Below are 23,907 nucleotides of genomic sequence, written 5' to 3' on the forward strand. Positions count from 1 at the left end.
TCTGGCAATAGTAGAATGGTGTCACACTTAATTATTTCAAGTCGTTTGTTTATACAACCACTTACTTTTTATACCAAAATATAGATATTATTCCCATGTATTACGTAAATAGATTGAGATTGCTCAAGAGGTAGCTTAGGTAATCTTTCTAAGGTTGTTGTTTTTACTATAATAGTCTTATTGTCATGCTTGTAAAATTGTGTAATAGTTTATAAGAAGGATATCTGTGATGCTATTACTTGAAGAGGGTGGATTTTTGGTAGGTTTTCTCTTATTAAATCATAATTTGATTGTGTTATCGATTGTTCTATCCATCATTATTGTGGTGGTTGCTGCGTTTACTTCGATCGATTTAGTTGGTAAGATGGCTCACCAAGAACAGTATTTTAAGCGGAAGCTTTGGTTGATTATAGCTTCTGTTACATCGGGATTAGGAATTTGGAGTATGCACTTTATTAGCATGCTTGGATTTGAACATACTAGCAGTCACCAACACTACGAATATAGTGTCGTGTTTATTACCATTGTTTTATCTATCTTAACAGCAGCTATCACATTAGTTTTATTAGGTCACTCTCAAAATAACAATAAAAAGCGAATGATGATAAGTGTTATTTTTGCCTTTGGGATTTCGCTCGTTCATTATATTGGAATGTTCTCTATGCTTGACTCAGTAATTATTAATGGCTGGATCATTGGAACAGCTTTTTTAATAGGAGCGATTTTAGCTTATTTTGCTTTTCATGTGATGGAGCGAATCGTACAAGTAGATGGTGATTCTCATTCAAATAAAATGAGGGCGGCTCTGTTATTAGCTTCTAGTTCTTTGACGATCCATTATTTAGGGATGTATCCGTTTGTAGATGTAACGACGATGTTCACACCTAGAGAAACAGGAAATCGGGAGAATGTGATTCTTATTTATTGGATTACGACTTCTATTTTTATCCTTTTCACATTTATTATCGTAACGGCAGTTTTAGATCGTAAAGCGGTCTTGCATGCGAAAAAAATGAGTGATTTACAGGCAAGTTCGTTGTATGAAAAGAATCCAAATTTGGTGTGCTCATTAAACAAAATTGGAGAATTAATTAAAGTTAATCAAGCGTTTATCGATCGTACCGGATATAAAAAAGATGAATTAATTAATCTCATGTTTTCCTCTCTTTTTGAACAAAGTGCTCAGGATGAAGTGAATGCAGCCGTTCTAGAGGCGAGTTCTGGTTTTGTTCGTGTGTATTCAGGAAACATGAGAGGAAAGAATGGGAAGCGTTTGCAACTTCATGTGACCCAATTACCTATCCTCTATAATGGTCGATTTATGGGGATTAATGTGATTGCCAACGATGTGACTGAGCAAGAGATGGTAAAGAGTCAACTACTCATTAGTGAACAAACGTTAAAAAGTACGACTCAGAATATTGCTGGCTTCAGCGTGAAATTCAAAAAAGTGAATGGAGAGTTTATTCACACCTACTTTCATGGTGAACTGACAAAACGACTCGGTTTAAAAACAGAGGAAGTTGTCGGGAAAGCTCTAAGGGAGTTTGCCTCAGATGAACTAGACGAGATCAAAACTCCTTATTATGAAAAGGCATGGCAAGGACATGCTGTTCAGTATGAGGGAGACTTCAATGGTGTTAGTTATTTTATGTCACTTAAACCATGCATTGAAGCTGGAGAAGTCACTGAAGTTGTCGGTACTGCAATTGATATTACAGATAAAAATTCGATCGATAATAAATTTAGAGAAAATGAAGAATTGTATCGATCGATTTTAACAACGATGACAGAAGGTGTTATTGTTATTGATGTATCAGGGAAAATCATTACAGTGAATGAAAAAGCGACACTGTTGTTACAATTGCCTTACGATGACTTTATTCAGATGAACCTTCTAGAAGAAACACATCATTTTGTTAAAGAGAATGAAGAACCATTATCGGCCGCTGAGTACCCGTGGTTAAGAACGCTTCAAACGGAAGTAGGAGAACATAATCAAATCATCGGGTTTAAACGAGATTCAGAGATGAGTTGGTTTGCACTTAATACAGAGTGTCTATATCAAGATGATCGCCAAAAAGGGGTCATTGTGACCTTCTTAGATATTACGACAGAGAGAGAACAACATCAAAAAACAATAGAGAAGAAAGCCTATTTAGAAAATCTAATAGAAAATGATCCAACAGGTATCCTCGTTTTTGATCAACATGGTACAATCGTTCTGTTGAATCAATTGTTTTGTAAGATGTTCCATTTGTCCGGACAAATGGATCAACTAGTAGGGGAAAATGTATTAGAGGCTATTCCTAACTATCAAGATTCATTTGTTGATCCTGAAGCTTTTAAGCAAGAAATGGAGTCAATTGTAGAGGAGAAAACCCCTCGGAAATTTGAAGAAATTCAATTAAAAGATGGACGAGTACTTCTAAGAGATTACGTACCGATTGCGATCGACTATCAATTGGATGTTCATTTATGGAAATTTAGTGATATTACCGACAAGAAACAATTGCAATTGTCATTACGTCAAGCTTTAGAAGGTGCGCAAGAGGGAACAAAGGCTAAAATTGATTTCCTTTCAAATGTTTCCCATGAATTAAGAACACCATTGAATAGCATTTTAGGATTTACTCAGTTACTTGAGATGGAAATTGACCCTGAGTTATCTCGATCGCAATTTGATAAAGTACAACGGATTAAGCGATCAGGGGATCATTTACTTCAATTAATTAATGACATGCTAGAGTTAACAAGATTAGATAAAAGCATGACCAATTTAAAGTTTGAAACGGTGGAACTTCACTCGTTTGTTCATAAAACACTTGAAATGATGAGCCCACATATCGACGCCAAAAGAATAACGTTAATCAATCGCACGCCTAAAGGTTCGACATTTGAAATCACCGCCGATCCGGTGAGGCTGAGTCAGGTATTTCTTAACCTATTAATGAATGCTGTGAAGTATAATGTTCCAGGTGGCGAAATCCGAATAGAGATTATTGAATACGGTGGTTATTATACGACTGAATTTGAAGATACAGGGATTGGAATTGCCATAGAAGATCAAGCTAAAATATTCGACCATTTTTATCGAACTGAACGAGTTAAACATGAATTTGAAGGGACTGGCATTGGATTGTCTCTTGCTAAACAACTCGTTGACTCGATGGGTGGCAGCATAGGTGTTCGTAGTGCTGAAGGAGTAGGAAGCTGTTTTTATGTTTCCTTTCCAGAAAAGAGAAAATAACAGGAAATCAGTGCTATTCAACTTAAAGAAGGGGTCGATATGGGAAAAATTAACACAATTATTGTCGATGATAATCAGGATTCAAGAGAAATTATTGCAGCCTTTTTGAAAAATCTCCCAACTATTCATGTAGTGGCAGAATTAAAAGATGGAGAGGAACTACTTAACTTTATCTCTTCACAAGGCCAAGAGCCTGTCCACCTTGTTTTAGCGGACATTGGAATGCCTAAGCTAGATGGGATGGAGGCGAGTAAACTTTGCTTGACGTTCGCTCCGAATCTTAAGTTTATCTTTATTACGGGATTTGACCATTACGCCGTTGAAGCATTTAATGTAGCGGCTGTTGATTATATTGTGAAACCTATACAAAGAGAGCGACTGTATGAAGCCATTCAAAAAGCGGTGACAATCCTAACTCTTGAAGAACAAAATCAGTCGTCTCAAGTAAGTAAACAAAGTAAACTTATTGTCAAAAAAGGAAAAAACACGTTTTATATTCGTTTAGATCATATCTTGTTTATTGAGAAAAAAGGCAAAGATACGATGGTCCATACGAAGGTAGGTTTATTTGAGACACTTGAGTCATTAGAGACGATCGAACGATCCATTAATGATTCATCGTTTTTTCAAACCCATCGTTCTTTCATTGTGAATCTAAATAAAGTATTGTCCGTTGAAGCTTCTGGAAAAACATACTTGGTGCATTTTGAAGAGTATGCGGAAGTGGCGCACATCTCGAAACTGAAGATTAATCAATTTCAAGCATTGATTAAATAAGGACCAATACATGGATAAAAAGTAGGATAAAAGGCTCAAGTGTAAACTTCGGGTCTTTTAAGTGTGTGAAAAGGTCATAATTCGACGTGAAAAGGATAGAATACCATGTCAAAAGTCATAAAAACCTGTCGATAGGGTCTAATAGAAGTTAGACAATATCAGTGTTGATTATGTAGATTGTATATATAGAGAATAATTAATCATGCTATATAAAAGAAAGGTGGTAGAGTTATGACCTTACATCGAAAAAAAATGATACTAATTTACCAAGAATATGAATCTCTTAATTATTTATTAGAGCAAATTTTATCGAGTCGGGATTTTGTTGAAGTGCATACGATAACGGACTTAAGAAAATTAAGCAGTATGTGCGACACTGTAAATCCAGATATCGTCCTCTTTGAAGCGGAAAACGGGTACCAACTAAAGTTTTTGCAAGATATCGAGAAGCACGGTGTAGATGGTTCGATTCTATCTAAAATCGTTTATATAGTTGGAAGGGACCGAGAAGATTATTTCCAAGCGAACCACAGTCACGAACAAGCTGTAAAGATTTTAAAGCCTTTCGATATTAATGCAATGATTGAAACGTTAGAGCAGCAACTAAACGAGAGTTCGTACTTGAATCTGACGTTACTTGGTTAGGTGGTGTCTCATTTATGGGTCAATTAATTCATACAAATCATTCGAGCGACAATGAATATGACTTCAATCAAATCGGTTTCCTTTTCACTATGCAAGAAAAAGTTCCAGAGATCGATCGGTTATTCAATGAAAGTTTAGCAGCAGTCATGATGTATTCTGTTGATCAAGATTTCCTATTAGAAGACAAGTTGACGTTGGAATTGGCTGATAAGATGTTTCAGATAATTCTGTCTCATTCAACCGTGAAAACCTCCTTACTAGCATTAAAACAAAAGGATAATAACACCTACTATCATTCATTTCATGTCTTTTTACTTAGTGCTTATCTTGCAAAAGCGTTAGAGATCGATAACATTCCATTATTCCTTGCAGGCTGTCTCCTTCACGATATCGGCAAACTTTTTATTTCAGATGACATCTTACTAAAAGATAGTAAGCTCACGTGGGATGAGTTCACATCGATGAAAGAGCATTCATGCTTTGGTCAGAAATGGGTGGCAAAGAACTTAGCTGTCTCGTTAATTGAGGAACTTGCCTTATCCCATCATGAACGAATGGATGGATCGGGTTATCCGAATCAATTAACAGCAGAAGAGATCGTATATGAAGTGAAATGCTTGATGGTCATAGATGTTCTTTCAGCTTTGACGTTAAGTCGAGCCTACCGAGAACCTATCAGCACACATCGTGCATTAGAGATTATCCTAATTGACGGTGCTAAATTCGATTCACAACTAGTTACGCGCATAATTAATACATTAAAACACTATCCTAAACATTCGATCGTTAAAGTGAATCATAATTCCTCTCTTTATCGGGTCGTTGATGATCATAAGTTGGTGAGCAAACTAACAAGTGATGAAAGCGTTTCCATTCAAATAGATGCAGAAGATACAATAGACCAATTTTTATACTGGGATTATGAATACTATGAACTGGAACAAGAAAAAATCGAATGGGAACAATATATTCAGTCGGTCTTAAGTGGTAATCAATGGGCTGCATTAAAATGGTATGAGAAGCTAACCGACGGATTATGTGTGGAAGAAATTTTTGAACGAATTGTCTCGAAAACGATTGTTGATATTAGTGAATGTCAAGGGATCTCAGAATCTCTAAAGTTAGTGGGCTATCAAACGATCCAAGATCTAGTGACATTAAAGTCTGTACACTATATGAGAGATCAACAGTCAAAAGGGAATATTTTATTAACGAATATCGGCTGTGACCAGCATACCCTTGGACTTAAACTTGTGGCCGATACACTTCGAGTGAATGGGTGGGAGGTCCATCTATGCTTAACGGAGCAAAGCTTAGAGGATCTTCTAGACTACACTGAACAACTAAATATCACAATGGTTGGATTTTCTGTGACCATGCACGAGCAGGTGGAGTTATTGCATGATTATGCCAAACGATTAAAAATGCTAAATCCCGCACTAACCCTTTTTGCGGGAGGACAATCAATTAAAGAGGGCATCATACCAGAAATAGACTATGTGATAAAGGATTTATCGCAATTGTCGATGAAACTTGAAACGTCTGTCTGAGTGAGTTAATCGGTTATGTGGAATGAACATAAGGGAGGAGAACCTTTTAGTGAGACAGTTTATAAATAAATTATTCATTCGTCGCAACAGTCGAACTATGAAGGGTGACCGAACTCGTCATTTAACGTACCGAGAACTAGAGGACGAACTGAAACGGGAATATTTAGCTCATCAAATAAGCTTGTATTATCGTTCGAATGACTCGACTATTATGTACTGGAGTGAGCAAATGTTGCAGTGGGCCAATGAAGGTTGTGACATTCCGCGTTCCATTCAATCGAGTGATGTGATTGAAGAGATGAGAGAGGCGATGTATAAGGCCTACAAAAAAAACCGAGCGGATTTGTTTGCTAGCCAAAAGGATCAGACGAGAAAGAAATTCATCTTAACGACAAGTGAAGCAAGATGGAAAATTTATCGTGACGTCATCTATGCCGCAACTCAAGGAAAGTTGTTGTTGTGCTCTGCAGAAGAAGTACAAGTGCCCCAAGGCCATGAGCAGATTTTTTCAGGCGAAATTAAGAAGCGTTCGGATATCCCTAACCATAGAAATGAAGTGAAAAATTTACTTGAACAGAGGATGGTCCAGTCTTCCAAGATGATGAACATTTTGTTAGTGCTCTCAGAAGCGATGACTAATGTGATCAAACACGCGGAAAGAGGCAATGTGGCTGTCTTTCTAAACGAAGAAAGTAAGAAAATGTATGTGATTGTTGAGGATTCGGGTCCAGGATTTCCGTTAGAAAGTTTACCTAAAAAAACACTTCTGGCAGGGTATTCCACTAAAAAATCATTAGGGCAAGGGTTTTCATTAATGATGCGTATGACCAAAGAAGTGCTACTCCATACATCGCCCACTGGTTCAACGATTGTTCTTATGTTTGATTTATAGAAAGTTGGTAGGGAAGTATCTTAGTCGGAGGAACGTCTATGAGAAGAAAGACAATAATGTTTCAATTACTCGTGAAGGTGGGTCTTTTTCTTACCGCATTAGCTCTAATTCTATTAATAATTGGATATTCATTTTTAACAGACAGAATTGATGATGAACAAAGGGAGCAGATTTATACGGCGACGACGATTGTTAAGCATGCAATGGAGTCGACTCAACATTCAGCTGAGACAATCGAGCGGATGATTGAAGAAAAGTTATATTCCTCAGCAAAAGGAATAACGAGAGATTTGCGAGGAAATGAAATAGAAGAGATTTCAGCAGAAGAGTTAAGTCTTCTAGCAAATAGTTGGGATGTCGATGAGATTTCTCTGTGGATACGTGTAGAAGACGACATTGTCATTGCCAACTCATCAGATGAGACTCAACTAGAAATGAGTTCGAGAGATTGGGGGTATTGGTTTACTGCTTTTGATCAATTAATGTCTTTGGAAGAAGTAACCATAGAAGAAGGACAAAGCTTTGATCAATTTTGGGTAGGTCCGGTATCACGGGCAGAGAAATTTGATCACATCTATTATAAATTTGCCTATTACTTTGATGGAACGACAGATTTTATGATCAATGCCTTTATCTCAGATGAGGAAATTTACAAACAGACCTTCGAGTCAGGGCCTACGCAGATGATCGAGAAGATACTTGAGGCGAATACAAATATTTCAGAAGTCGCTGTAGTCAATGTTGAAGCATGGCTTAAGGGCGATGAGAATGATATTGTCGAACCTGCGACAGATCTTCCTATTTTGTATGGTAGCCATTCGATAGAACATGAAGAAGACGAAACCCTCTTTCTAGAAACTCTGCAGACGAATCAACAACAGAGTATCGAGTTCACAGAGGCAGGAGTGCCTTTTAAGAAGGTATATCTACCACTTGCCGAACAACGTGTGATGACGATCTCAATGAATGTTGAACGTCAAAAAGAAATAAGAGATCAGTTTGTTTCGTTATTTATCGTGACATGCTTAGGCTCAGGCATTATCTTGTTCGTGTTGTTTCACTTTGTAGTTAGAAGACAGTTAAAACCACTTGATCAAATCGTGAAACATATTAATCAGGTGGCCAGTGGAGATTTAACGACAACCTTAATTCTCGATGAACAAAATGAGTTAGATATTTTAGCTGAGCAAACAAATCAGATGACAGAACAGTTAAATTTATTACTGAAGGAATTGCAAGATAAGTCTCATTCATTAGTCATTGTAGCCAGTTTATTGGCCAAGCAAGTTTACGGGTCAGTGAAAACGATGGAAGAGACATCAACCGTAATGATGTCTGAATCAAAAGAACTTTTATTCGATAGTTCAATGATGTTAGAACACCTAGAAAAATTGATTGATGTTGTCGATCGATCTAATTTAGATGAGGTAGGCAACTCAACGGATGTTGTTTCAAACGAAGAGATGAAGATGTTATTGATTGATGTGAAGCAAAACGTGATGTCATTGCATCAAGTGACTAAAGATCATTCGTTTCAAACGACAGAGCTATCATTTATGTTTTACGATACACTCGAAGAATTAAACGAAGCTTTAACACGTATCGATCATTTAGCATTAGAGCTAAACGAAAAGATAAGATTCTTTAAAGTGAGTGATAACTAACCATGTAGCAAAGTAGAGAGGGGTGTAAGATGAATCTTTTAATCAATAGAGAAGAAGTTGGGAGCAGCTTAACACTTCATCTTCTTGGTGTAATGGATATATCAACAACGGGAACACTTGATGCCATCATTAATGACATTCATCAAGATATCGAAGAGGTTGTAATAGATTTTTCAGGGGTGGAGTTTATGGATTCAACAGGCGTTGGATCAATTATGAACGCTATTTTTCTAGCGGATTCCATGTCATTCACTCTTAAACTTAGAGGGATGAATGACATGATAGATGAAATTCTTGAAATGGTTGGGGTTTATAAAGTATTAGAGTCAGTTGTGGGAGGGGGAGAGTAATGTATTACAGTGAATTTACACATCCAAAGGATACGCGATTGAATGATGGGAGCAGCTTAGAAAAAACATTACAACGAGAAATCAATTTAGCGAAAAATATTCAATCGAAACTACTCAATGCTCCGATCCCTAAAATGGAAAAAGGCGAAGTAATCGGTTCATCGCTTCCGGCTCGATTAATTGGTGGCGATTATTATGATTTTTACCCCTTAATGAACGGGAAGATTCGCATAGTAATTGGAGATGTGATGGGGAAAGGAATACCGGCAGCGATGCTAATGATTCTGACACGAGGAGCTTTCCGTACAGCCGCAGAAAGTAATTCAAGCCCAGGTGAAACTCTAGCCTCTATGAATCAAGCGCTTTATAACGATTTACGCACATTAAAATCATTTGTGACATTATTTTGTGCCGATTGGGATCCTGTATCTAATCAATTAACGTACGCTAATGCTGGTCATAATATGCCGCTTTTTATTAATGGCGAAGCAGGTGAAGTTAACGGGCTGCCAAAAGTGTCAGGCATTATGGTTGGAGGATTAAAGAATCAAACCTATGAACAAAAATCAATACGTCTTCAATCAAATGACACCGTATTCTTTTACACAGATGGGATCATCGAAGCGCAAAATAATCAAGGAGAGCAATTTCAACTTATACGGCTAATGAATGTGTTGCAAGAGCATTACAACAATGGGGTCGGAGAGATTGAGAAGAATGTCCTTTCATCGATTGAATTCTTTACAGAAGGCGCGGCTCAAAAAGATGATATTACGATGGTTGTCTTGAAGCTGACATATGAAGAATCTAAGATTACAAGCCTCAATTCTCCAGTAATCCATGTATAGGTGGGGTTGACTATGACACAAAGCATTGTTTCTAAGGGGAAGGACATTGATGAAGCGATCACACTAGGATTGAATATCTTACAGACAAGCTTAAAAGAAGTGAATATCGAAATTATGCAACACGATAAGAAAGGCTTTTTGAAAATTGGCACAAAAGATGCGGTCGTCAAGTTAACGAAAATTGAAGCAAACGACCTAAAGTCAGTGACAAAAGAGAATGTGTTAGATGAGTTTGAATTAATGGAACAGTTTGTTTCGTCTATTAACATAGATGGTATCACTGATCGACAATCGCCCTCCCATGGATTAGCAGAAGAGGAGAGGGTACGTGGTGTGAAATCAATGACAAAAGAAACATTAATTGGTATGGCTTGGGTGAAGGATGGAGTTCTTTCTTGCCAATCATCAGAGACTCATTATCCGCTCGTAACTGTGCAAAAGGGAATCAAATTATTCAAAAACCAACAACTTGTTGGACTTCATACATTGATTGTCTCAGAGAAAGATGAATATAAGCTTGCTGTTGAAAATGATGAAGTAAAAACGAATTGGAAAGTCACGTTAGATGCCAATTGTTTTAAGGCGACGATCCACGTAAAGCCAGGTTACCGAATCATTCGTAAGATAAAGGATGTAGCTCCAGGAGAACATATTAAAATAATCATGGAAGAACAACGAGTTCCACATAACTCGATGACCTATGAAGATATTATGAAGGAATTAGAAACATATCGTGTGTTGTACGGATTTAATCATAGTGAAATCATTAAAGCAACAGAAGCCACCGAGGCAGGTGACTTTGAAATAGCGACTGGAACGGAAGCTAGTCTTGGAAAAGACGGTTGGTTTGAGGCGAAGGTCCTTATGAAGTCTGAGACAGGTATGAAACTAAAAGAGGATGGCAGTGTCGATTACCGTGAATCGACCGTCATACCGACTATTAAGGAAGGTCAATCAATTGGAGTGATCCACCCTCCAGTCCCTGGTCTTCCTGGACGCACAGTAAGGAACGAACCACTTCCTGCTAAACAAACAAAGGCAATTACGTTGCAGCTAGCTCCAGGACTCGAAAAACTAGAACAGAATGTGATCTCCTTAAAAAATGGCCGTCCAAAAATTGAAACAAGAGGGTTATTAGTCCGCGTATCCGTTCTGTCAAAGTTAACGCATAAGGGAGATGTCAATTTAAGTTCTGGTAATATCCATTTTAAAGGAGATGTCGAAGTGACAGGGCAAGTGGAGGAGGGGATGAGTGTCAAGACCTCTGGTGATGTTTTTGTGCATAAAGAGATCAATCACGCGAATGTAACGGCAACCGGGTCGATTACTTCAAATGGGCATGTTGTCTCCTCTATCGTATCTGCTGGAAAGAGTAATATTTTTATAGCAGAGTTAGGGAGTAAAGTCGCTATAATCTTAGCTCAACTACAAAAAATGCTAACATTAATTGAACAATTGACGAATGCGCCTGCCTTTAAGAAAACAGATATTGCTAAAAAAGGGCTCAGACCCTTAATCATTATATTGTTAGAAAAAAAATTCAATGATCTACCTTCGTTGCTAAATGAATATAATCGTACGGTAAAAAAAGCGTCAGAGTTTTTAGATGATCCACGTTGGAAGGATGTTTCACGTAAGCTGAGCCAGCATTTTCTAACCCTTTCAACAGAATCAATTACTATGGACTCAATTAAAGAACTCGTCAGTGAAATGTGTGATCTGCATGACTTTAGCCAGACAGAGGTCGAGCCCGAAGCTTACATACAGATCCCGAGTGTTGTAAATAGCGAGCTGTATTCAAGCGGCGATATAACGATTAATGGAGAGGGAAGTGTTCATTCAACAGTGTATGCAGGAGGACGAGTAGCCATTGATGGAATCGTTCGGGGCGGTCATGTATTTGGTAAGGTAGGGGTCATTATACATGAAGTCGGTTCAGACAAGGGTACAAAAACAACCATTGCTGTCCCAAGTGATCAAATGATAAAAATTCACAAAGCCATGGATGGTACTGTTATTAAAGTAGGACATGCGGTATATACATTCAGCGAAACGACGCGACATATACGAGCGAGACTTGATGAGAAACATAGATTGGTATTGCATTAAAGTTGATGGAGGGAATCAAGTGACTCGTTATGAAATTAATCGAGAAGATGATAGGATCAAAATTAAGATTGTAGGGGATTTAGATATTGAGAGCACAGAGTTATTTGAAGAAGAGTTGCTTCCTATAATGGTTGCTGAGCGTTCTGTCGTTTTAAACTTAAAAGAGGTGCCTTTTATTGATTCTTCAGGAATTGGAATATTAATCAACAGCATCCAAACATTAAATGAATTAAAGATCCATTTTCTTATTTCAGAGGTAAGAAAAGAGGTCATGGATATTTTAGAATTGTTGCAAGTACCTGACATAGTTGGCCGAGAGATTTTTGCTAACGGATAAATAACGAAACAAGGCTTTGTCGAACACATGAAAGATTTGCAGTTATACGATTAAGGAATCGATTGGCCGTGTTTTAAAAGGTGTGTGAGTGATTTGAGGGAAGAAGTTATTTTGATATATCAAAATTATAGGTCGTTAAATCTTTTATTTCAAGGAATTTTACTAAGTAAAGGATATACTAATGTCTATGTGGTTGACGATCATAATCATGTTGAGGAGTTTATTCAATCTATTCAGCCTGATCTTATTATTTTTGAAATGGATCATGTGTTTCAATTCGAGAAATTAAGTCACTTGATGGTTGAAGAAGCGTTCTTTCCCTTTAGACCGAATTTAATCGGTGTGATGATGGAAGATAACTATGAGATGCGAGTGCGATTGTTCGAACTAGGGATTTCTACTTTGATCGCCAAGCCTATTAATATAGAAGCAATGATGAGTGTAGTAGAGTTTAAGTTAGCGGCCATTCAGAATTGCATTAGTTAATGTGAAAGAAAGGTCGATTATTTCATTTTTTATGATGTTTTTTAATTCATCATTGGCACAACGCATATAATCTTCAGATAATTTTCTGATTTCATTCTTAAAAATAAATTGTTCGGTACGTGATAGCATCGTCATAACTCCTTAAATGATTGATTAGTGTTAGCTATCTTTTATATACCCAAAAAGCATCAACGAGAAACATATTTAGGTAAAAAGTTTTATTTTCAAACAAGGATTAAAGGCCTATGTGCATAAGCGCATAGGCCTTTCTTTTATTGTGGTAGGTATTGCAAGAGGGAAGTGGCAATTGAGAAGTAGATTAATAACCCTATAATATCATTAATAGTTGTAATAAATGGTCCTGAGGCAACGGCTGGATCAATGTTTAATTTATTGATTAGAAGTGGGATGGTTGCACCAACCATTGTAGCAATACTTAATGTCAGGAATAAGGAAACTGCGACGATTGCAGCTAAAACGACACTTCCGTAAAAAATAGGAATAATAATTATTATGGTTAGTGCACATAGCAACCCGAGCAAGACACCGGTTCCGAATTCTCGCTTCAGAATCTTTCCTATAGACGACTTATCAACCGAACCAAGAGCTAGTCCACGAACAATAACGGCTAATGCTTGCGTTCCTGTGTTTCCAGCTGAATCCATTAATAATGGCATAAACACAGCAAGTAAAATGACCGCTTCAAGCGTTTCTTCAAATTGTCCGATGACTTCTGCTGTAATCAGTCCGAGGAACATGAGCATAATGATCCATGGTGCGCGTTTTTTTGCTGCTTGGACAGCAGAGATGTTAGAGTCGATCGAACCTCGAGTTGCGGAGATCTCCCCGAAATCTTCGTCAGTTTCTTCTTCTAACACATCAATAATATCATCAACGGTAACAATCCCAAGGAGTACGCCATCATTGGTGACAACAGGTGCAGCTAAAAAGTCATATTTTTTGATCAGCTTGGCTACGTCTTCTTGGTCATCATGAACGTTAACGGAGACAACACGACTGCTCATTACATTCGCGACTGTATCTGTTGTTGGGGCGATGATCAAGTCACGTAAGGAGACGACGCCAGCTAGCTTATCTTCCTCATCTGCAACATATAAGTAGTAGATCGTCTCAGCATCAGGACCTTCGGCGCGAAGAAGTTCAATTACTTCTGCTACCGTTGAATTGGCTTGAAGTTTAATAAATTCCTTTGTCATAATTCCCCCAGCTGTTTCTTTAGGGTATGACATTAGTTCCTTGACTTCATTTGCTTCTTTTTGGTCCATTGCTGTTAAAATCTCTTGAGCTTTCTTGTCTTCAATTTCTGCTAAAAAGTCCGCTGCGTCATCAGCATACATCTCATTTAACATGAGTGCTGAAGTCTCTTTATCAATTTCATTAATTAATTTCTTTTGTTCGATAATATTTAATTCATCAAACATATCCGCCAGTTCTTCAGGTGTTAACACGTTGTAGATAAATTTACGGTCTTGTTTGGACAGTGTTAAATACATATCAGCACGATCTTGAGGGTGTAAGTCTAAAAATAACTCACGAAATCGATCGATGTCTTTTGTGAGGATGTAATCGAGTATAGCTTTTGCGTGTTCTTCTCTAGTTTGTTTGTTTAATTTCATCATATGTTTGACCTCCCTTTGTAAGTGAGTTAGTTGTGCGACGGGAAGGCTCTAGCACGTGAACTCTCTACCATGTAAATCTAAATTTCCCTTAATCAAGTGTAAAATAAACCTATTTCTAGAATGTAGGTGCTAGATGACAATATACTATGTTGTGCAAAAAGTAAATAAATTGTTTCACTTGGCTTGTTTTTTGCGTTGTAATATGTCCTAAATAAGGAAATGAAGGCTTATTTGAAATACGTATGAAGTACATAGATGAAAAGGCCTGAAAGGAGTTATTTTTTTGAATGACATGACGAAAAATATGATCGCGATTGGGCTTGGGTCGGCGATTGGCACATTCTTTCGCTACTTACTCAATGTTTTTACACTAGAAGTAGGTTATCCTCTTGGAACGGTTCTAGAAAATATCGGAGGGAGCTTTTTGTTAGGGTTTTTAACTGCGTGGTTTGTTGTTTTTGTTCCGAAAGAATGGATCAAAACGGGGCTTGGCGTAGGCCTTTGTGGTGGGTTTACTACGATGTCAACACTTGCTGCTGATTCGGTTTTATTGTATAACGTGCATCCTAGCGAATCGATGATCTATGTCATGACATCGTTATTTGGTGGCATACTGTTTGCGCTGCTAGGCTTTGTAATGGCTACAAGGTTAGCAAAACGACGAAAAGAGAAGAGAGTGGGAGGGGTGAATTCATGAGTGGTCATTTATTCCTTCTAATGATTGGTGGCTCTATCGGGGCGATAACAAGATACCTAGTAGGAATCTATATAATGAAACGGTTTCCCAAACCACCAATCCCTGTCGCTATGCTAATCGTAAACTTACTCGGATCATTTGGACTTGGTTCTTTTATGGGTGGGTATTTTCAAGAAGTGCCACTTGGGGCGTATGAAGATCCGTTATTTTTATCTGTTGGGATTGGCTTTTTTGGAGCGTTCACAACATTTTCCACCTTTAGTGTAGAGTCGGTACAGTTGATACAGAGAAAAGCGTGGGGGAAGTTAGTCTTGTACGTTGGATTAAGTATTGGAGGGTCCATTCTTTCCTTTCTACTAGGATTTTGGTTATTTACCTAAGAAGCGGTTCTGTATGGGACTATGGCTCCTTAGGTATTTTTTTATTCTTTCTTGCATAAAATACGAACATACATTCTTTTTGTTGTTGAAAAACGAATGTATGTTTGTGTATAATAAAACCAAATCACAGTGAGGTGTCAAGATGAAAGGACTTCTGCAAAGGGCCATTGAGAATAAAGAAAATGTACAGATCATTTACTTATCAGAAAAAGGGGAGCTGACACAGAGAATTATTACGGTAATCAATGTCAACGATCGACATGTTACATGCTATTGTCATACGCGAGGTCAGCGAAGAATGTTTAAGCTTGTGAACATCCTTTCTGCTCAGTTTACTAGAAAAAGGGAGATGTATTAATAGTGAACTTAACAAATTATTTACATGAAATTCATTGATTGAATGACCCATTCAACGTACGATGTTACAGTGTTAATTTTATGAATGGGGTGAAGGATTTGAAGAAATGGTTGATTGCATGCTTGGTAATTGGAGGATTGGTACTAACTGCTTGTTCCTCTGAAGATACACCTGATGAAGTGGAAGAGATTGTGATGGGGTTTGTTCCATCGTCCGAATCAGATAAAATTGCCGATACTATTGAGCCTTTAGCGGAGGAGTTATCTAATGTTTTAGGTATGCCAGTCCGTGGGCAAGTTATGGTCGATTATTCAGGTTTAGTAGAAGCCATGGGTAGTGGAAATGTTCATATAGGATTTTTGCCTGCATTTGGGTATGTGCTCGGAGAAGAAAGATATGATTTTGAAGTGATTTTAAAGTCTGAAAGAAATGGTAGTGATTCCTACCGAGCTCAGTTTGTGGTTCGTGAGGATAGTGGAATTGAAACCATTGAAGATTTAGAAGGTAAATTATGGGGGTTTGCTGATGTTTCATCTCCAGCGGGATATTTATTCCCGGCAGCGCATCTTGCTGAGAACTATAATGTAGATGACGTTGAAGCCTTTTTCGGAGATGCCATCCAAACAGGTAGTAATGATGGAGCGTTAATCACGTTGTATGAAGAAGAGATTGATGTGGCTACGACGTTTGAAGATGCTCGTACAGTTCTTTTAAATGATTATCCAGATGTTATGGATGAATTAAAAGTAATCGAGTATACAGGAGAAATTCCTAACGACACCATTACAGTTATTCCAGGTCTTGATGCTGAAATGAAGGCGGATATTAAAGCGGCCTTTTTATCCTTTAATGAAAATGAAGACATCATTCAAATCATGAACGACATTTACCGTTGGGATGGTATTCGTGAAGCTGAAGATGCTGACTATGATATCGTTCGTGAAACATATGACAGATTTAGAGAGTCGATTAGTATAGATTAATTAATACATTCACATGAAGAAAGACCAAAGCCCACCGCTTTGGTCTTTCTTTTTCATTATGCCATCACTTTTGTCAGAGCTGGAATCACTTGTTTCTTTCGTGATACTACACCTTTTAGTAGGGCTGTATGCTCATCTAAAGTGACGTTGAATGCTTCTTCGACTTGGCTAATGCCAGCACCGAATGTAAGAATCGTTGAATCGCCCTCAAGGATGTTTGTAATAACTAATACAAACACTTCGAGATCCTTAGCTGTAATTGTAGAATGAATTTCTGCTGCGATTTCTTCTTTGCGAGCAAGAACTTCATTCACATCGACAGTGTTAACTTGCGCCACTTCAATTAGCTTGTCCCCTATAGGAAACTCTTTGCTATCAATTGAAATGATCTGCTGTGCCGTACGGTCTTCGAGCTTCGTACCTGCTTTTAGCATATCAAGGCCGTATTCTTCAAGATTCACATCTGCCAATTCAGCAAGAGCTTTCGCCGCTTTTACATCTTGTTCTGTGCACGTAGGTGATTTGAACAATAAAGAATCAGAAATGATCGCAGACAGCATCAGTCCAGCCATTTGCTTAGAAATCTCGATATCGTTTTCAATGTACATTTTACGAAGGATCGTTGTTGTACAACCAACAGGCTCCACTCTGAAATTTAAGGGCTCTTTCGTATGAAAGTTCGCAACACGGTGATGGTCAACAACTTCGATGATTTTCACTTGCTCGATGTCATCGACACTTTGTTGGAATTCATTATGATCGACTAATGCTACTTCCTGAACTTCTTTTGCAACCGTTTGAACAAGACGTGGAGCCTCTGCTTTGAAGTAATCTAGGGCGAAGGCTGTTTCAGGGCCCACTACTCCTAAACGAACCGCTTCAACATTCATGCCTAGTTTGTTTTTTAAGTCAGCATACACAAGCGCGGAACAAATTGTATCTGTATCTGGATTTTTGTGACCGAAAACGAGTACTTTTTCTTTCGTCATCTAAAGACACCTCATTATATGTATTTTTTATGTGCGATTTCTTTCTGATTCATTTTACATGAAAGACCTACAATCTTCAATCATCGTAGGCGTGATCGAAAGATGAAACCATTGAAGAGACTCTAAAGTAGGACCAAGTTGCGTGCGTTAAATTCAGAAAATTATGTTATTATTGTAGTTAACGAGGGGGAGTCAAGGATGGGGATTGACTGGAAAGAGCGATTGTTAAACAAGGATGAACTGGCGAGTGGTTGGTACCGATTGTTGGCGGCATTTTATGATTTTTTGTTTTTAGGGTTAGTGATGGTCATTGCCTCGGCCGCAACGACTTCCTGGCTGATGGTCAGATCAGAATCACCTCATACAGATGTTGAAGGATTCACGCGCTATCTCTATGCTCATGAATTTCATTTGCTAGTGATCAATTGGTTGGTATTAGCAGCTGTGTTTGTTATGACGCATATTCTCTATGTTATTCGAGCGAGACGTTCATTCGGAATGATGATTGTTGATCTACATGTCTACAACGAAGAAGCAGAAAAGCCTTCCGCATGGAGGTTGCTAGGTAGAGAGACATTGAAATATCTCTTATTTCCATTTGTACTCGTAACATTTTTTAAAAAAGAGCGCCCTCTTTACGAGAAAATTACGAAGACCTATCTAGTAAAGTAATAAAATTCTCCAAACTCAAGCAAATCTGTTTATTTATTGTCGGAATTGTAGGAAAATGAAAGAGTATTATTTATAATGAGGAGGATGGGCAAATGCTGACAAGCTTAAAAGATTGTACGACTTTACATAATGGTGTTGAGATGCCGTGGTTTGGTCTTGGTGTGTTCAAGGTGAAAGATGGAGATGAGGCAGCAGATTCTGTGCGTGTGGCAATCAACAATGGCTATCGTAGCATTGATACTGCAGCCATTTACAAAAATGAAGAAGGCGTAGGGAAGGGAATTAAACAATCTGATGTCCCGCGCGATCAGTTATTTATTACATCAAAAGTCTGGAACGCAGACCAAGGCTATGAGACGACACTTCAAGCGTTTGAAGCGAGTTTAGAGCGACTTGAATTAGAGTATTTAGACTTGTATTTAATCCACTGGCCTGTGGCAGGAAAGTTTGTTGAGACATGGAAGGCGCTTGAGAAACTTTATAAAGATGGAAAAGTGCGAGCAATTGGAGTAAGTAACTTCCATATTCATCACTTAGAAGAACTTCTAAAAGAAGCTGAAATTAAGCCGATGGTTAACCAAGTTGAATACCACCCACATTTGACACAGGTTGAACTTCGTGAATATTGTGAGAAAGCTGGGATTCAGCTTGAGGCATGGTCACCACTTAAGCAAGGTGAGCTTCTTGAAGATGAGACGATTAAGGACATTGCAGATACTTATCGAAAATCACCCGCGCAAATTATTTTACGTTGGGATCTTCAAACAAACGTTGTGACTATTCCTAAATCAATCAAAGAACACCGAATCATCGCGAATGCTGACATCTTTGACTTTGAACTATCGACAGAGGAAATGGACCGAATCAATGCTTTAAATAAAGACGAGCGTTGCGGCCCAGACCCAGATAACTTCGACTTTTAATTCAAACATTCCGCACCCACTACTTATTTGTGGGTGTTTTTTATAATAGGAGATGTTCTAACAGCGGAGCTTCAGTTTGGTGAGGTGTCTGAGGACCAGGGCCGACATCAAGTCGAGGAAGATGAGCAAGGATGCTTAATCGTACAAGGACTTCTCACTGCTTCAATCGGGACGAGTTATGGGATCATAAGGTCGGAACAGTAGAAAATCGGTACGTGGAGGACGGTTTGTTTAGAGTGATACAGAGGATGGGATTTTCAGTAAGTTAGTATTTTCCTTTCATTTTAACTAGATTACTATAATATTTTTTGATATTATAATAAAAAATAGAGAAAAGGTGAGTGAAAGTGAACCCTATGCTTAATGTGTCTGAGCACTTAATTTCAAATGCTGAATCACTTGCTAATGAAATTCTTGAAAATATTCTTCACCAAATAGATGGACCAATTACTGATAGCGAAAAAGACCAAGGGGTCCAAATATATTTAGAGTTCATTAAATACTTTGGAGAGTCGATTGATCATGAGAAAGAATCGAACCCTGACTTTCTGATTGAATGGAGCAAGTCAATAGCAAGACAACAAGTGACGCCTGAAGCGAGAGTGTCAGAAATTATTGCCGGTTTCCCGCTAACACGCGCAGCTTTTGCAGATGTTTTTCTTAGAATAAGCAAGGAGTACGGTCTTTCTTTAGATGAACATGCGTTTCTTCTAAAACGAATGAATCAGTTATTAGATTTGAGTTTAAATGAAACGGTTATCGGATTTGAACGCTTAACTGATGAGTTTAAGGTAAAAACAAAAAAAGAATTAGCTAAACTATCAGCACCGCTTGTTCCTGTCCAAGATGGGATCGTCATTCTTCCTATCGTGGGGGAAGTTGATCAGTATCTTTCCGCTTTCATTATGGAACAAGTGATCCCAGATATTGCGCAAAAAGAAGTAACTTGTGTGATAGCTGATTTTTCAGGGGTACGGTCGATTAACAACGATAATGCAAGTTACTTACATGAAATTGTGAATATGCTTCAGCTAATGGGCATTAATATTATTTTAACAGGCATGCATCCTGAAACAGCTAGAATTGCTGTTAGTACGGGTGTTAGTATGATAAAAGTTAAATCTTATCTGACGGTACAAGTAGCTCTAAACAGTATCAACTAAACAGATAAAAGGGACGTCTAAGGAATGTGATTCATTCCAATAGACGTCCCTTTTTCTTGTCAGGACTAGGGTGGAAAGTATTTGAATAAGGAAAGTTAATTTTTGCTATCCTCTAACCAAGATTTGATTTTCTTCCAGTGTTCTTCACTCTGTTCCCCGAATTCTTCATTAGTTGTTTCCATTTTTTCAAGCAAGATGAGTAGACTTTCTTTTTCAACTGACTCAATTAGAGGGAAATTCGCCTCTTCTTGGTTCGCTAATAAGAGAGCGAGGCTTTCATCTGGATCATTTTTCATCGTTTCATACCCTTTAGTAGCGGCACGGAAAAAGGAGTCAATTATCTCAGGGTCTTCTTCATGAAGCGTGTCATTTGTGATTAAGACAAGCTCATAATAAGAAGGAACTCCATAATCAGTTGGGTTAAAATATGAAATGTCATACCCTTCATGCTTTAATACCGGATATTCATGATTAATATACGCCCCGATAATCGCATCGGTCCGTTCGGTCATAATAGCCGGACCGAGTTCAAAGCCAATATCAATCATGTTGACGTTCGTGAAGTCACCACCATCATGCTCCACCATTGTTTTTAAGATCTGTTCGTTTAACGGAATCCCAGGGTAGCCGATCGTTTTTCCTTCGAGGTCACGAGGGCTTTTGTAGGCCTTATCTGCTAAGAACATGACATGATTGAGTGGACTTCTAACAATCGGCGCGACTGCGTGAACCGGTAAGCCAGCCTCTTGTGCCGTTATAATATCGGGTTGATAACTAAGGGCGAAATCTAGTTCTCCTGCAGCTGTAAGATTAATGGGGTCAGTTGGATTGGCTGGGAAGATGATGTTGACATCAAGACCCTCTTCTTCAAAATATCCCTCTTCAATGGCTACATATAAAAAAGTATGAACGGCATTAGGGTACCAATCTAGCATGATATCAATTTTCTTCAAGTCTTCCGTACTTTCTGTGCTAGTGTTTTCGGCATTGCCGCAAGCCGTCAGTAAAATGAATACTGCAATAATAGAAAGGCATTTACTTACGTTCATGTTCATTCCTCCAGCGTAATAAATAATTTTCAAGTCCTTTTACAAGTAAGAAGCCAACAATGCCGATGAATGACAGCCACACAATCGGCGCAAACACACCAGGCCCATCAAATTGTGTCATCATCCGTCGACTAAAATAGCCAAGCCCTGCTTGGGCACCGAGCCATTCTCCAATCGCAGCACCGACGACACTTAATGGAATCGCCACTTTCATCCCTGATAAAAAGGATGGCAACGCAGAAGGCACGTACAATTTCATAAACATCGCGAAACGGCTAGCTTTCATTGTCAAAAACAGCTCTCTCAGTTCTTTCGGGGTCGAACGTAACCCGTCAAATGTGTTCACGGTAATCGGGAAAAACGTAATTAATACCGTAACGACGACTTTACTCCAAATCGAATAACCAAACCATAGAACGAAGATAGGGGCAAGCGCGATAATTGGAATCGTTTGTGACACGACGAGAAGAGGGTAGAGTGCTTTTTCGATCGGTTTAAATTGATGCATGAGCACAGCAACACTCACACCGAGAATCATCGATAGCAAAAGACCCAGTCCAACAATCGATAGTGTTGCAGGGAGATGCTCGTAGAAAAGAGTGGCATGCAGGGCAATCATTTTTTCGATAATTGCCACTGGCCCTGGAAACAGATAAGACTTTCCGACAACATAGGCACTTACTTCCCACATGACCAGCACAGTCAGTAAGAGGAGGAACGGGGCGATCGAATGTTTAATGTTCATGACGAGCCCTCCGCTGATAGCTGATCTAGCATCTGTTGCTTGAGTTCTGCCTGCTCGCTCAAATTGGCTGTGGGACGAAACTCTTGATACTTGCTGAGAGGAGCTTCGTTAAATAGAAGAATTCTAGTCCCAAGTTTTGTTGCTTCATCAAGATCATGTGTCACTAAGATGGTTGTAAGCGAAAGCTTTTTACACATTTCTTTGAGCCAATCTTGCATGCGTTTTCTCGTAATGGCATCAAGGGCGCTAAACGGCTCATCTAGCAATAATAGGTCACAGCCGTTAACCACAGCTCGTAAAAAGGAAGCGCGCTGTCGCATGCCGCCTGAGAGCTCATAGGGGTACTTGTTGTCTGTCCCACCTAAACCAAATTCATTCATGTGAGTTTGGGCGTGTAGCCGTGCTTGTTTTTTGTTCATGCCATTTAATTCAAGAGGTAGAATCACGTTATCAATCATCGTCCGCCATTCAAGGAGGAGATCCTTCTGAGGCATGTAGCCCATTTGAATCTCCTTACTTTGGTGAATGGTAATACTACCAGATTGAGGGTGTTCGAGCCCTGTTAGTAGGCGGAAAATGGTGCTTTTCCCTGCCCCACTAGGCGCAAGCAGGCAGAGAAATTCACCGCGCTTCACATCGATCGTGACCCCTTTTATCGTTGGATTGATCTGTTTTTCATATGTGAAGTGGAGGTCATTGATTGTTAAGAGATTAGCGGACATCGCTTGGCCAAGTCTCCTCATTATTAGACATCTCCCAGAACATATACTCAAAGCGACTTGTCGTTAAGAAGATGTCTTCTAGGCGAGACAACTCAGCTTCTGGTAGACCGGTAGCTAGTTGATCGAGTACATCAATTAACCAATGGGCAATATCACCAAACTCATCGGATTGATACATCTGAACCCATTCTCCGTACAATTCATGATCCATCGCCCCAGGAATCTCCGCCAACTTTTTCCCGATTTCATAATAACTCCACGCACACGGAAGGATCGCTGTCACAAGGTCGATAAGCGACCCGCGTTCAGAGATGCTTAACATGTAGCTGCTGTAAGCGAGAGCCATCGGAGCAGGTTGTGTCGCTTCTAGTTCTTCGGCTGAAATCCCGAGTCTTTCGGCGTATTGGCGATGCAAGTCCATCTCAATGTTTAAGGTCGCATCTAGCATTTTTGCAAAATAAGACATATGGGTGAGGGTTGTCGCTTTCATACTTGCTAGGGCAAAGAGCCTCGCGTAATCAATTAAATACACATAATCCTGTTTCATAAAAAATTTGAATTTCTCGAGGTCTAGGTCACCATGTCCGATTCCTTGAACAAAGGGATGGTTGTGGCTTGCTTCCCAAATCGATTGAGCTTTTGTATGTAGTCTGTTAGAAAATGACATTAGATTGTCCT

24 protein-coding genes and 1 pseudogene are annotated in these 23,907 nt (G+C 38.8%); 19 read left to right on the forward strand and 6 right to left on the reverse strand.

The annotated features are described in order from the left end of the window. The first annotated feature begins 229 nt into the window (after positions 1 to 229). The 11 genes from CDZ88_RS03265 (at position 230) to CDZ88_RS03315 (ending at position 12,908) form a co-directional block, all read left to right on the forward strand. Positions 230 to 3,250, forward strand: a complete 3,021-nt coding sequence (locus CDZ88_RS03265; protein WP_100372172.1) for a PAS domain S-box protein — start codon at positions 230 to 232, stop codon at positions 3,248 to 3,250. A gap of 39 nt (positions 3,251 to 3,289) precedes the next feature. Next, on the forward strand, positions 3,290 to 4,027 hold the full coding sequence (locus CDZ88_RS03270; protein WP_100372173.1) for a LytR/AlgR family response regulator transcription factor: 738 nt from the start codon (positions 3,290 to 3,292) through the stop codon (positions 4,025 to 4,027). 231 nt (positions 4,028 to 4,258) lie between these two features. Then, the gene (locus CDZ88_RS03275; protein ID WP_100372174.1) at positions 4,259 to 4,672 is read left to right on the forward strand and encodes a hypothetical protein; all 414 of its coding nucleotides are present in this window, start codon (positions 4,259 to 4,261) and stop codon (positions 4,670 to 4,672) included. A 14-nt stretch (positions 4,673 to 4,686) separates the two neighbouring features. Next, positions 4,687 to 6,222 carry an HD domain-containing phosphohydrolase gene (locus CDZ88_RS03280; protein WP_100372175.1) on the forward strand — a complete coding sequence of 512 codons (1,536 nt, stop codon included), beginning with the start codon at positions 4,687 to 4,689 and terminating at the stop codon, positions 6,220 to 6,222. 49 nt (positions 6,223 to 6,271) lie between these two features. Then, the gene (locus CDZ88_RS03285; protein WP_157796456.1) at positions 6,272 to 7,114 is read left to right on the forward strand and encodes an ATP-binding protein; all 843 of its coding nucleotides are present in this window, start codon (positions 6,272 to 6,274) and stop codon (positions 7,112 to 7,114) included. Between the two features lie 38 nt (positions 7,115 to 7,152). Continuing rightward, positions 7,153 to 8,778 (forward strand): HAMP domain-containing protein, encoded by a 1,626-nt coding sequence (locus tag CDZ88_RS03290; protein ID WP_100372177.1) that lies wholly within the window; start codon positions 7,153 to 7,155, stop codon positions 8,776 to 8,778. Between the two features lie 29 nt (positions 8,779 to 8,807). After that, complete coding sequence (locus CDZ88_RS03295; protein WP_100372178.1) at positions 8,808 to 9,128, forward strand: STAS domain-containing protein; 321 nt, start codon at positions 8,808 to 8,810, stop codon at positions 9,126 to 9,128. Then, on the forward strand, positions 9,128 to 9,976 hold the full coding sequence (locus CDZ88_RS03300) for a PP2C family protein-serine/threonine phosphatase (RefSeq protein ID WP_100372179.1): 849 nt from the start codon (positions 9,128 to 9,130) through the stop codon (positions 9,974 to 9,976). The genes CDZ88_RS03295 and CDZ88_RS03300 overlap by 1 nt, the downstream gene beginning before the upstream one ends. Positions 9,977 to 9,988: 12 nt before the next feature. Further along, a complete protein-coding gene (locus tag CDZ88_RS03305) occupies positions 9,989 to 12,085 on the forward strand; it encodes a FapA family protein (protein WP_100372180.1) in 2,097 nt (698 codons plus the stop codon). A gap of 19 nt (positions 12,086 to 12,104) precedes the next feature. Continuing rightward, positions 12,105 to 12,422, forward strand: coding sequence for an STAS domain-containing protein (locus tag CDZ88_RS03310; protein ID WP_100372181.1), 318 nt, complete (start codon positions 12,105 to 12,107; stop codon positions 12,420 to 12,422). A gap of 111 nt (positions 12,423 to 12,533) precedes the next feature. Then, positions 12,534 to 12,908, forward strand: a complete 375-nt coding sequence (locus tag CDZ88_RS03315; RefSeq protein ID WP_157796457.1) for an ANTAR domain-containing protein — start codon at positions 12,534 to 12,536, stop codon at positions 12,906 to 12,908. Between the two features lie 272 nt (positions 12,909 to 13,180). Here CDZ88_RS03315 and mgtE read toward each other — a convergent pair whose 3' ends face one another. Continuing rightward, positions 13,181 to 14,548: a magnesium transporter gene (gene mgtE, locus CDZ88_RS03320; RefSeq protein WP_100372183.1), complete on the reverse strand. Its 1,368-nt coding sequence runs from the start codon at positions 14,546 to 14,548 to the stop codon at positions 13,181 to 13,183. Between the two features lie 292 nt (positions 14,549 to 14,840). On the opposite strand from mgtE, the gene CDZ88_RS03325 reads away from it, so the two are divergent. The 4 genes from CDZ88_RS03325 to CDZ88_RS03340 all read left to right on the forward strand — a co-directional run bounded on the left by CDZ88_RS03325 (position 14,841) and on the right by CDZ88_RS03340 (position 16,966). Next, a complete protein-coding gene (locus CDZ88_RS03325) occupies positions 14,841 to 15,245 on the forward strand; it encodes a fluoride efflux transporter FluC (RefSeq protein ID WP_100374584.1) in 405 nt (134 codons plus the stop codon). After that, positions 15,242 to 15,625, forward strand: a complete 384-nt coding sequence (crcB, locus tag CDZ88_RS03330) for a fluoride efflux transporter CrcB (RefSeq protein WP_100372184.1) — start codon at positions 15,242 to 15,244, stop codon at positions 15,623 to 15,625. The genes CDZ88_RS03325 and crcB overlap by 4 nt, the downstream gene beginning before the upstream one ends. Before the next feature lie 142 nt (positions 15,626 to 15,767). Continuing rightward, complete coding sequence (locus tag CDZ88_RS17875; protein WP_100372185.1) at positions 15,768 to 15,983, forward strand: WYL domain-containing protein; 216 nt, start codon at positions 15,768 to 15,770, stop codon at positions 15,981 to 15,983. Between the two features lie 89 nt (positions 15,984 to 16,072). After that, on the forward strand, positions 16,073 to 16,966 hold the full coding sequence (locus CDZ88_RS03340; protein ID WP_332849229.1) for a phosphate/phosphite/phosphonate ABC transporter substrate-binding protein: 894 nt from the start codon (positions 16,073 to 16,075) through the stop codon (positions 16,964 to 16,966). A 56-nt stretch (positions 16,967 to 17,022) separates the two neighbouring features. Here CDZ88_RS03340 and CDZ88_RS03345 read toward each other — a convergent pair whose 3' ends face one another. After that, positions 17,023 to 17,955: a manganese-dependent inorganic pyrophosphatase gene (locus CDZ88_RS03345; protein ID WP_100372187.1), complete on the reverse strand. Its 933-nt coding sequence runs from the start codon at positions 17,953 to 17,955 to the stop codon at positions 17,023 to 17,025. A gap of 198 nt (positions 17,956 to 18,153) precedes the next feature. Here CDZ88_RS03345 and CDZ88_RS03350 point away from each other — a divergent pair, with 198 nt between their 5' ends. The 4 genes and pseudogenes from CDZ88_RS03350 to CDZ88_RS03360 all read left to right on the forward strand — a co-directional run bounded on the left by CDZ88_RS03350 (position 18,154) and on the right by CDZ88_RS03360 (position 20,713). After that, on the forward strand, positions 18,154 to 18,627 hold the full coding sequence (locus CDZ88_RS03350; protein WP_100372188.1) for an RDD family protein: 474 nt from the start codon (positions 18,154 to 18,156) through the stop codon (positions 18,625 to 18,627). 92 nt (positions 18,628 to 18,719) lie between these two features. Beyond that, positions 18,720 to 19,550, forward strand: coding sequence for an aldo/keto reductase (locus tag CDZ88_RS03355; RefSeq protein ID WP_100372189.1), 831 nt, complete (start codon positions 18,720 to 18,722; stop codon positions 19,548 to 19,550). 33 nt (positions 19,551 to 19,583) lie between these two features. Continuing rightward, positions 19,584 to 19,733: pseudogene (locus CDZ88_RS17965) on the forward strand (enoyl-CoA hydratase); the annotation flags it as partial. A gap of 173 nt (positions 19,734 to 19,906) precedes the next feature. Next, positions 19,907 to 20,713, forward strand: coding sequence for an STAS domain-containing protein (locus tag CDZ88_RS03360; RefSeq protein ID WP_232718700.1), 807 nt, complete (start codon positions 19,907 to 19,909; stop codon positions 20,711 to 20,713). Positions 20,714 to 20,808: 95 nt separating this feature from the next. Here CDZ88_RS03360 and CDZ88_RS03365 read toward each other — a convergent pair whose 3' ends face one another. The 4 genes from CDZ88_RS03365 to tenA are packed head-to-tail and all read right to left on the reverse strand — an operon-like array spanning position 20,809 to position 23,896. After that, on the reverse strand, positions 20,809 to 21,762 hold the full coding sequence (locus CDZ88_RS03365; protein WP_100372191.1) for an ABC transporter substrate-binding protein: 954 nt from the start codon (positions 21,760 to 21,762) through the stop codon (positions 20,809 to 20,811). Beyond that, the gene (locus CDZ88_RS03370) at positions 21,749 to 22,507 is read right to left on the reverse strand and encodes an ABC transporter permease (RefSeq protein WP_100372192.1); all 759 of its coding nucleotides are present in this window, start codon (positions 22,505 to 22,507) and stop codon (positions 21,749 to 21,751) included. The genes CDZ88_RS03365 and CDZ88_RS03370 overlap by 14 nt, the downstream gene beginning before the upstream one ends. Next, positions 22,504 to 23,250, reverse strand: coding sequence for an ABC transporter ATP-binding protein (locus CDZ88_RS03375; RefSeq protein ID WP_232718541.1), 747 nt, complete (start codon positions 23,248 to 23,250; stop codon positions 22,504 to 22,506). The genes CDZ88_RS03370 and CDZ88_RS03375 overlap by 4 nt, the downstream gene beginning before the upstream one ends. Next, positions 23,219 to 23,896, reverse strand: coding sequence for a thiaminase II (gene tenA / locus CDZ88_RS03380; protein WP_100372194.1), 678 nt, complete (start codon positions 23,894 to 23,896; stop codon positions 23,219 to 23,221). The genes CDZ88_RS03375 and tenA overlap by 32 nt, the downstream gene beginning before the upstream one ends. Positions 23,897 to 23,907: the final 11 nt, after the last annotated feature.

The organism is Bacillus sp. FJAT-45037, assembly GCF_002797325.1.
In the GTDB taxonomy this organism is placed as follows: Bacteria; Bacillota; Bacilli; order Bacillales; family Bacillaceae_D; genus Alkalihalophilus.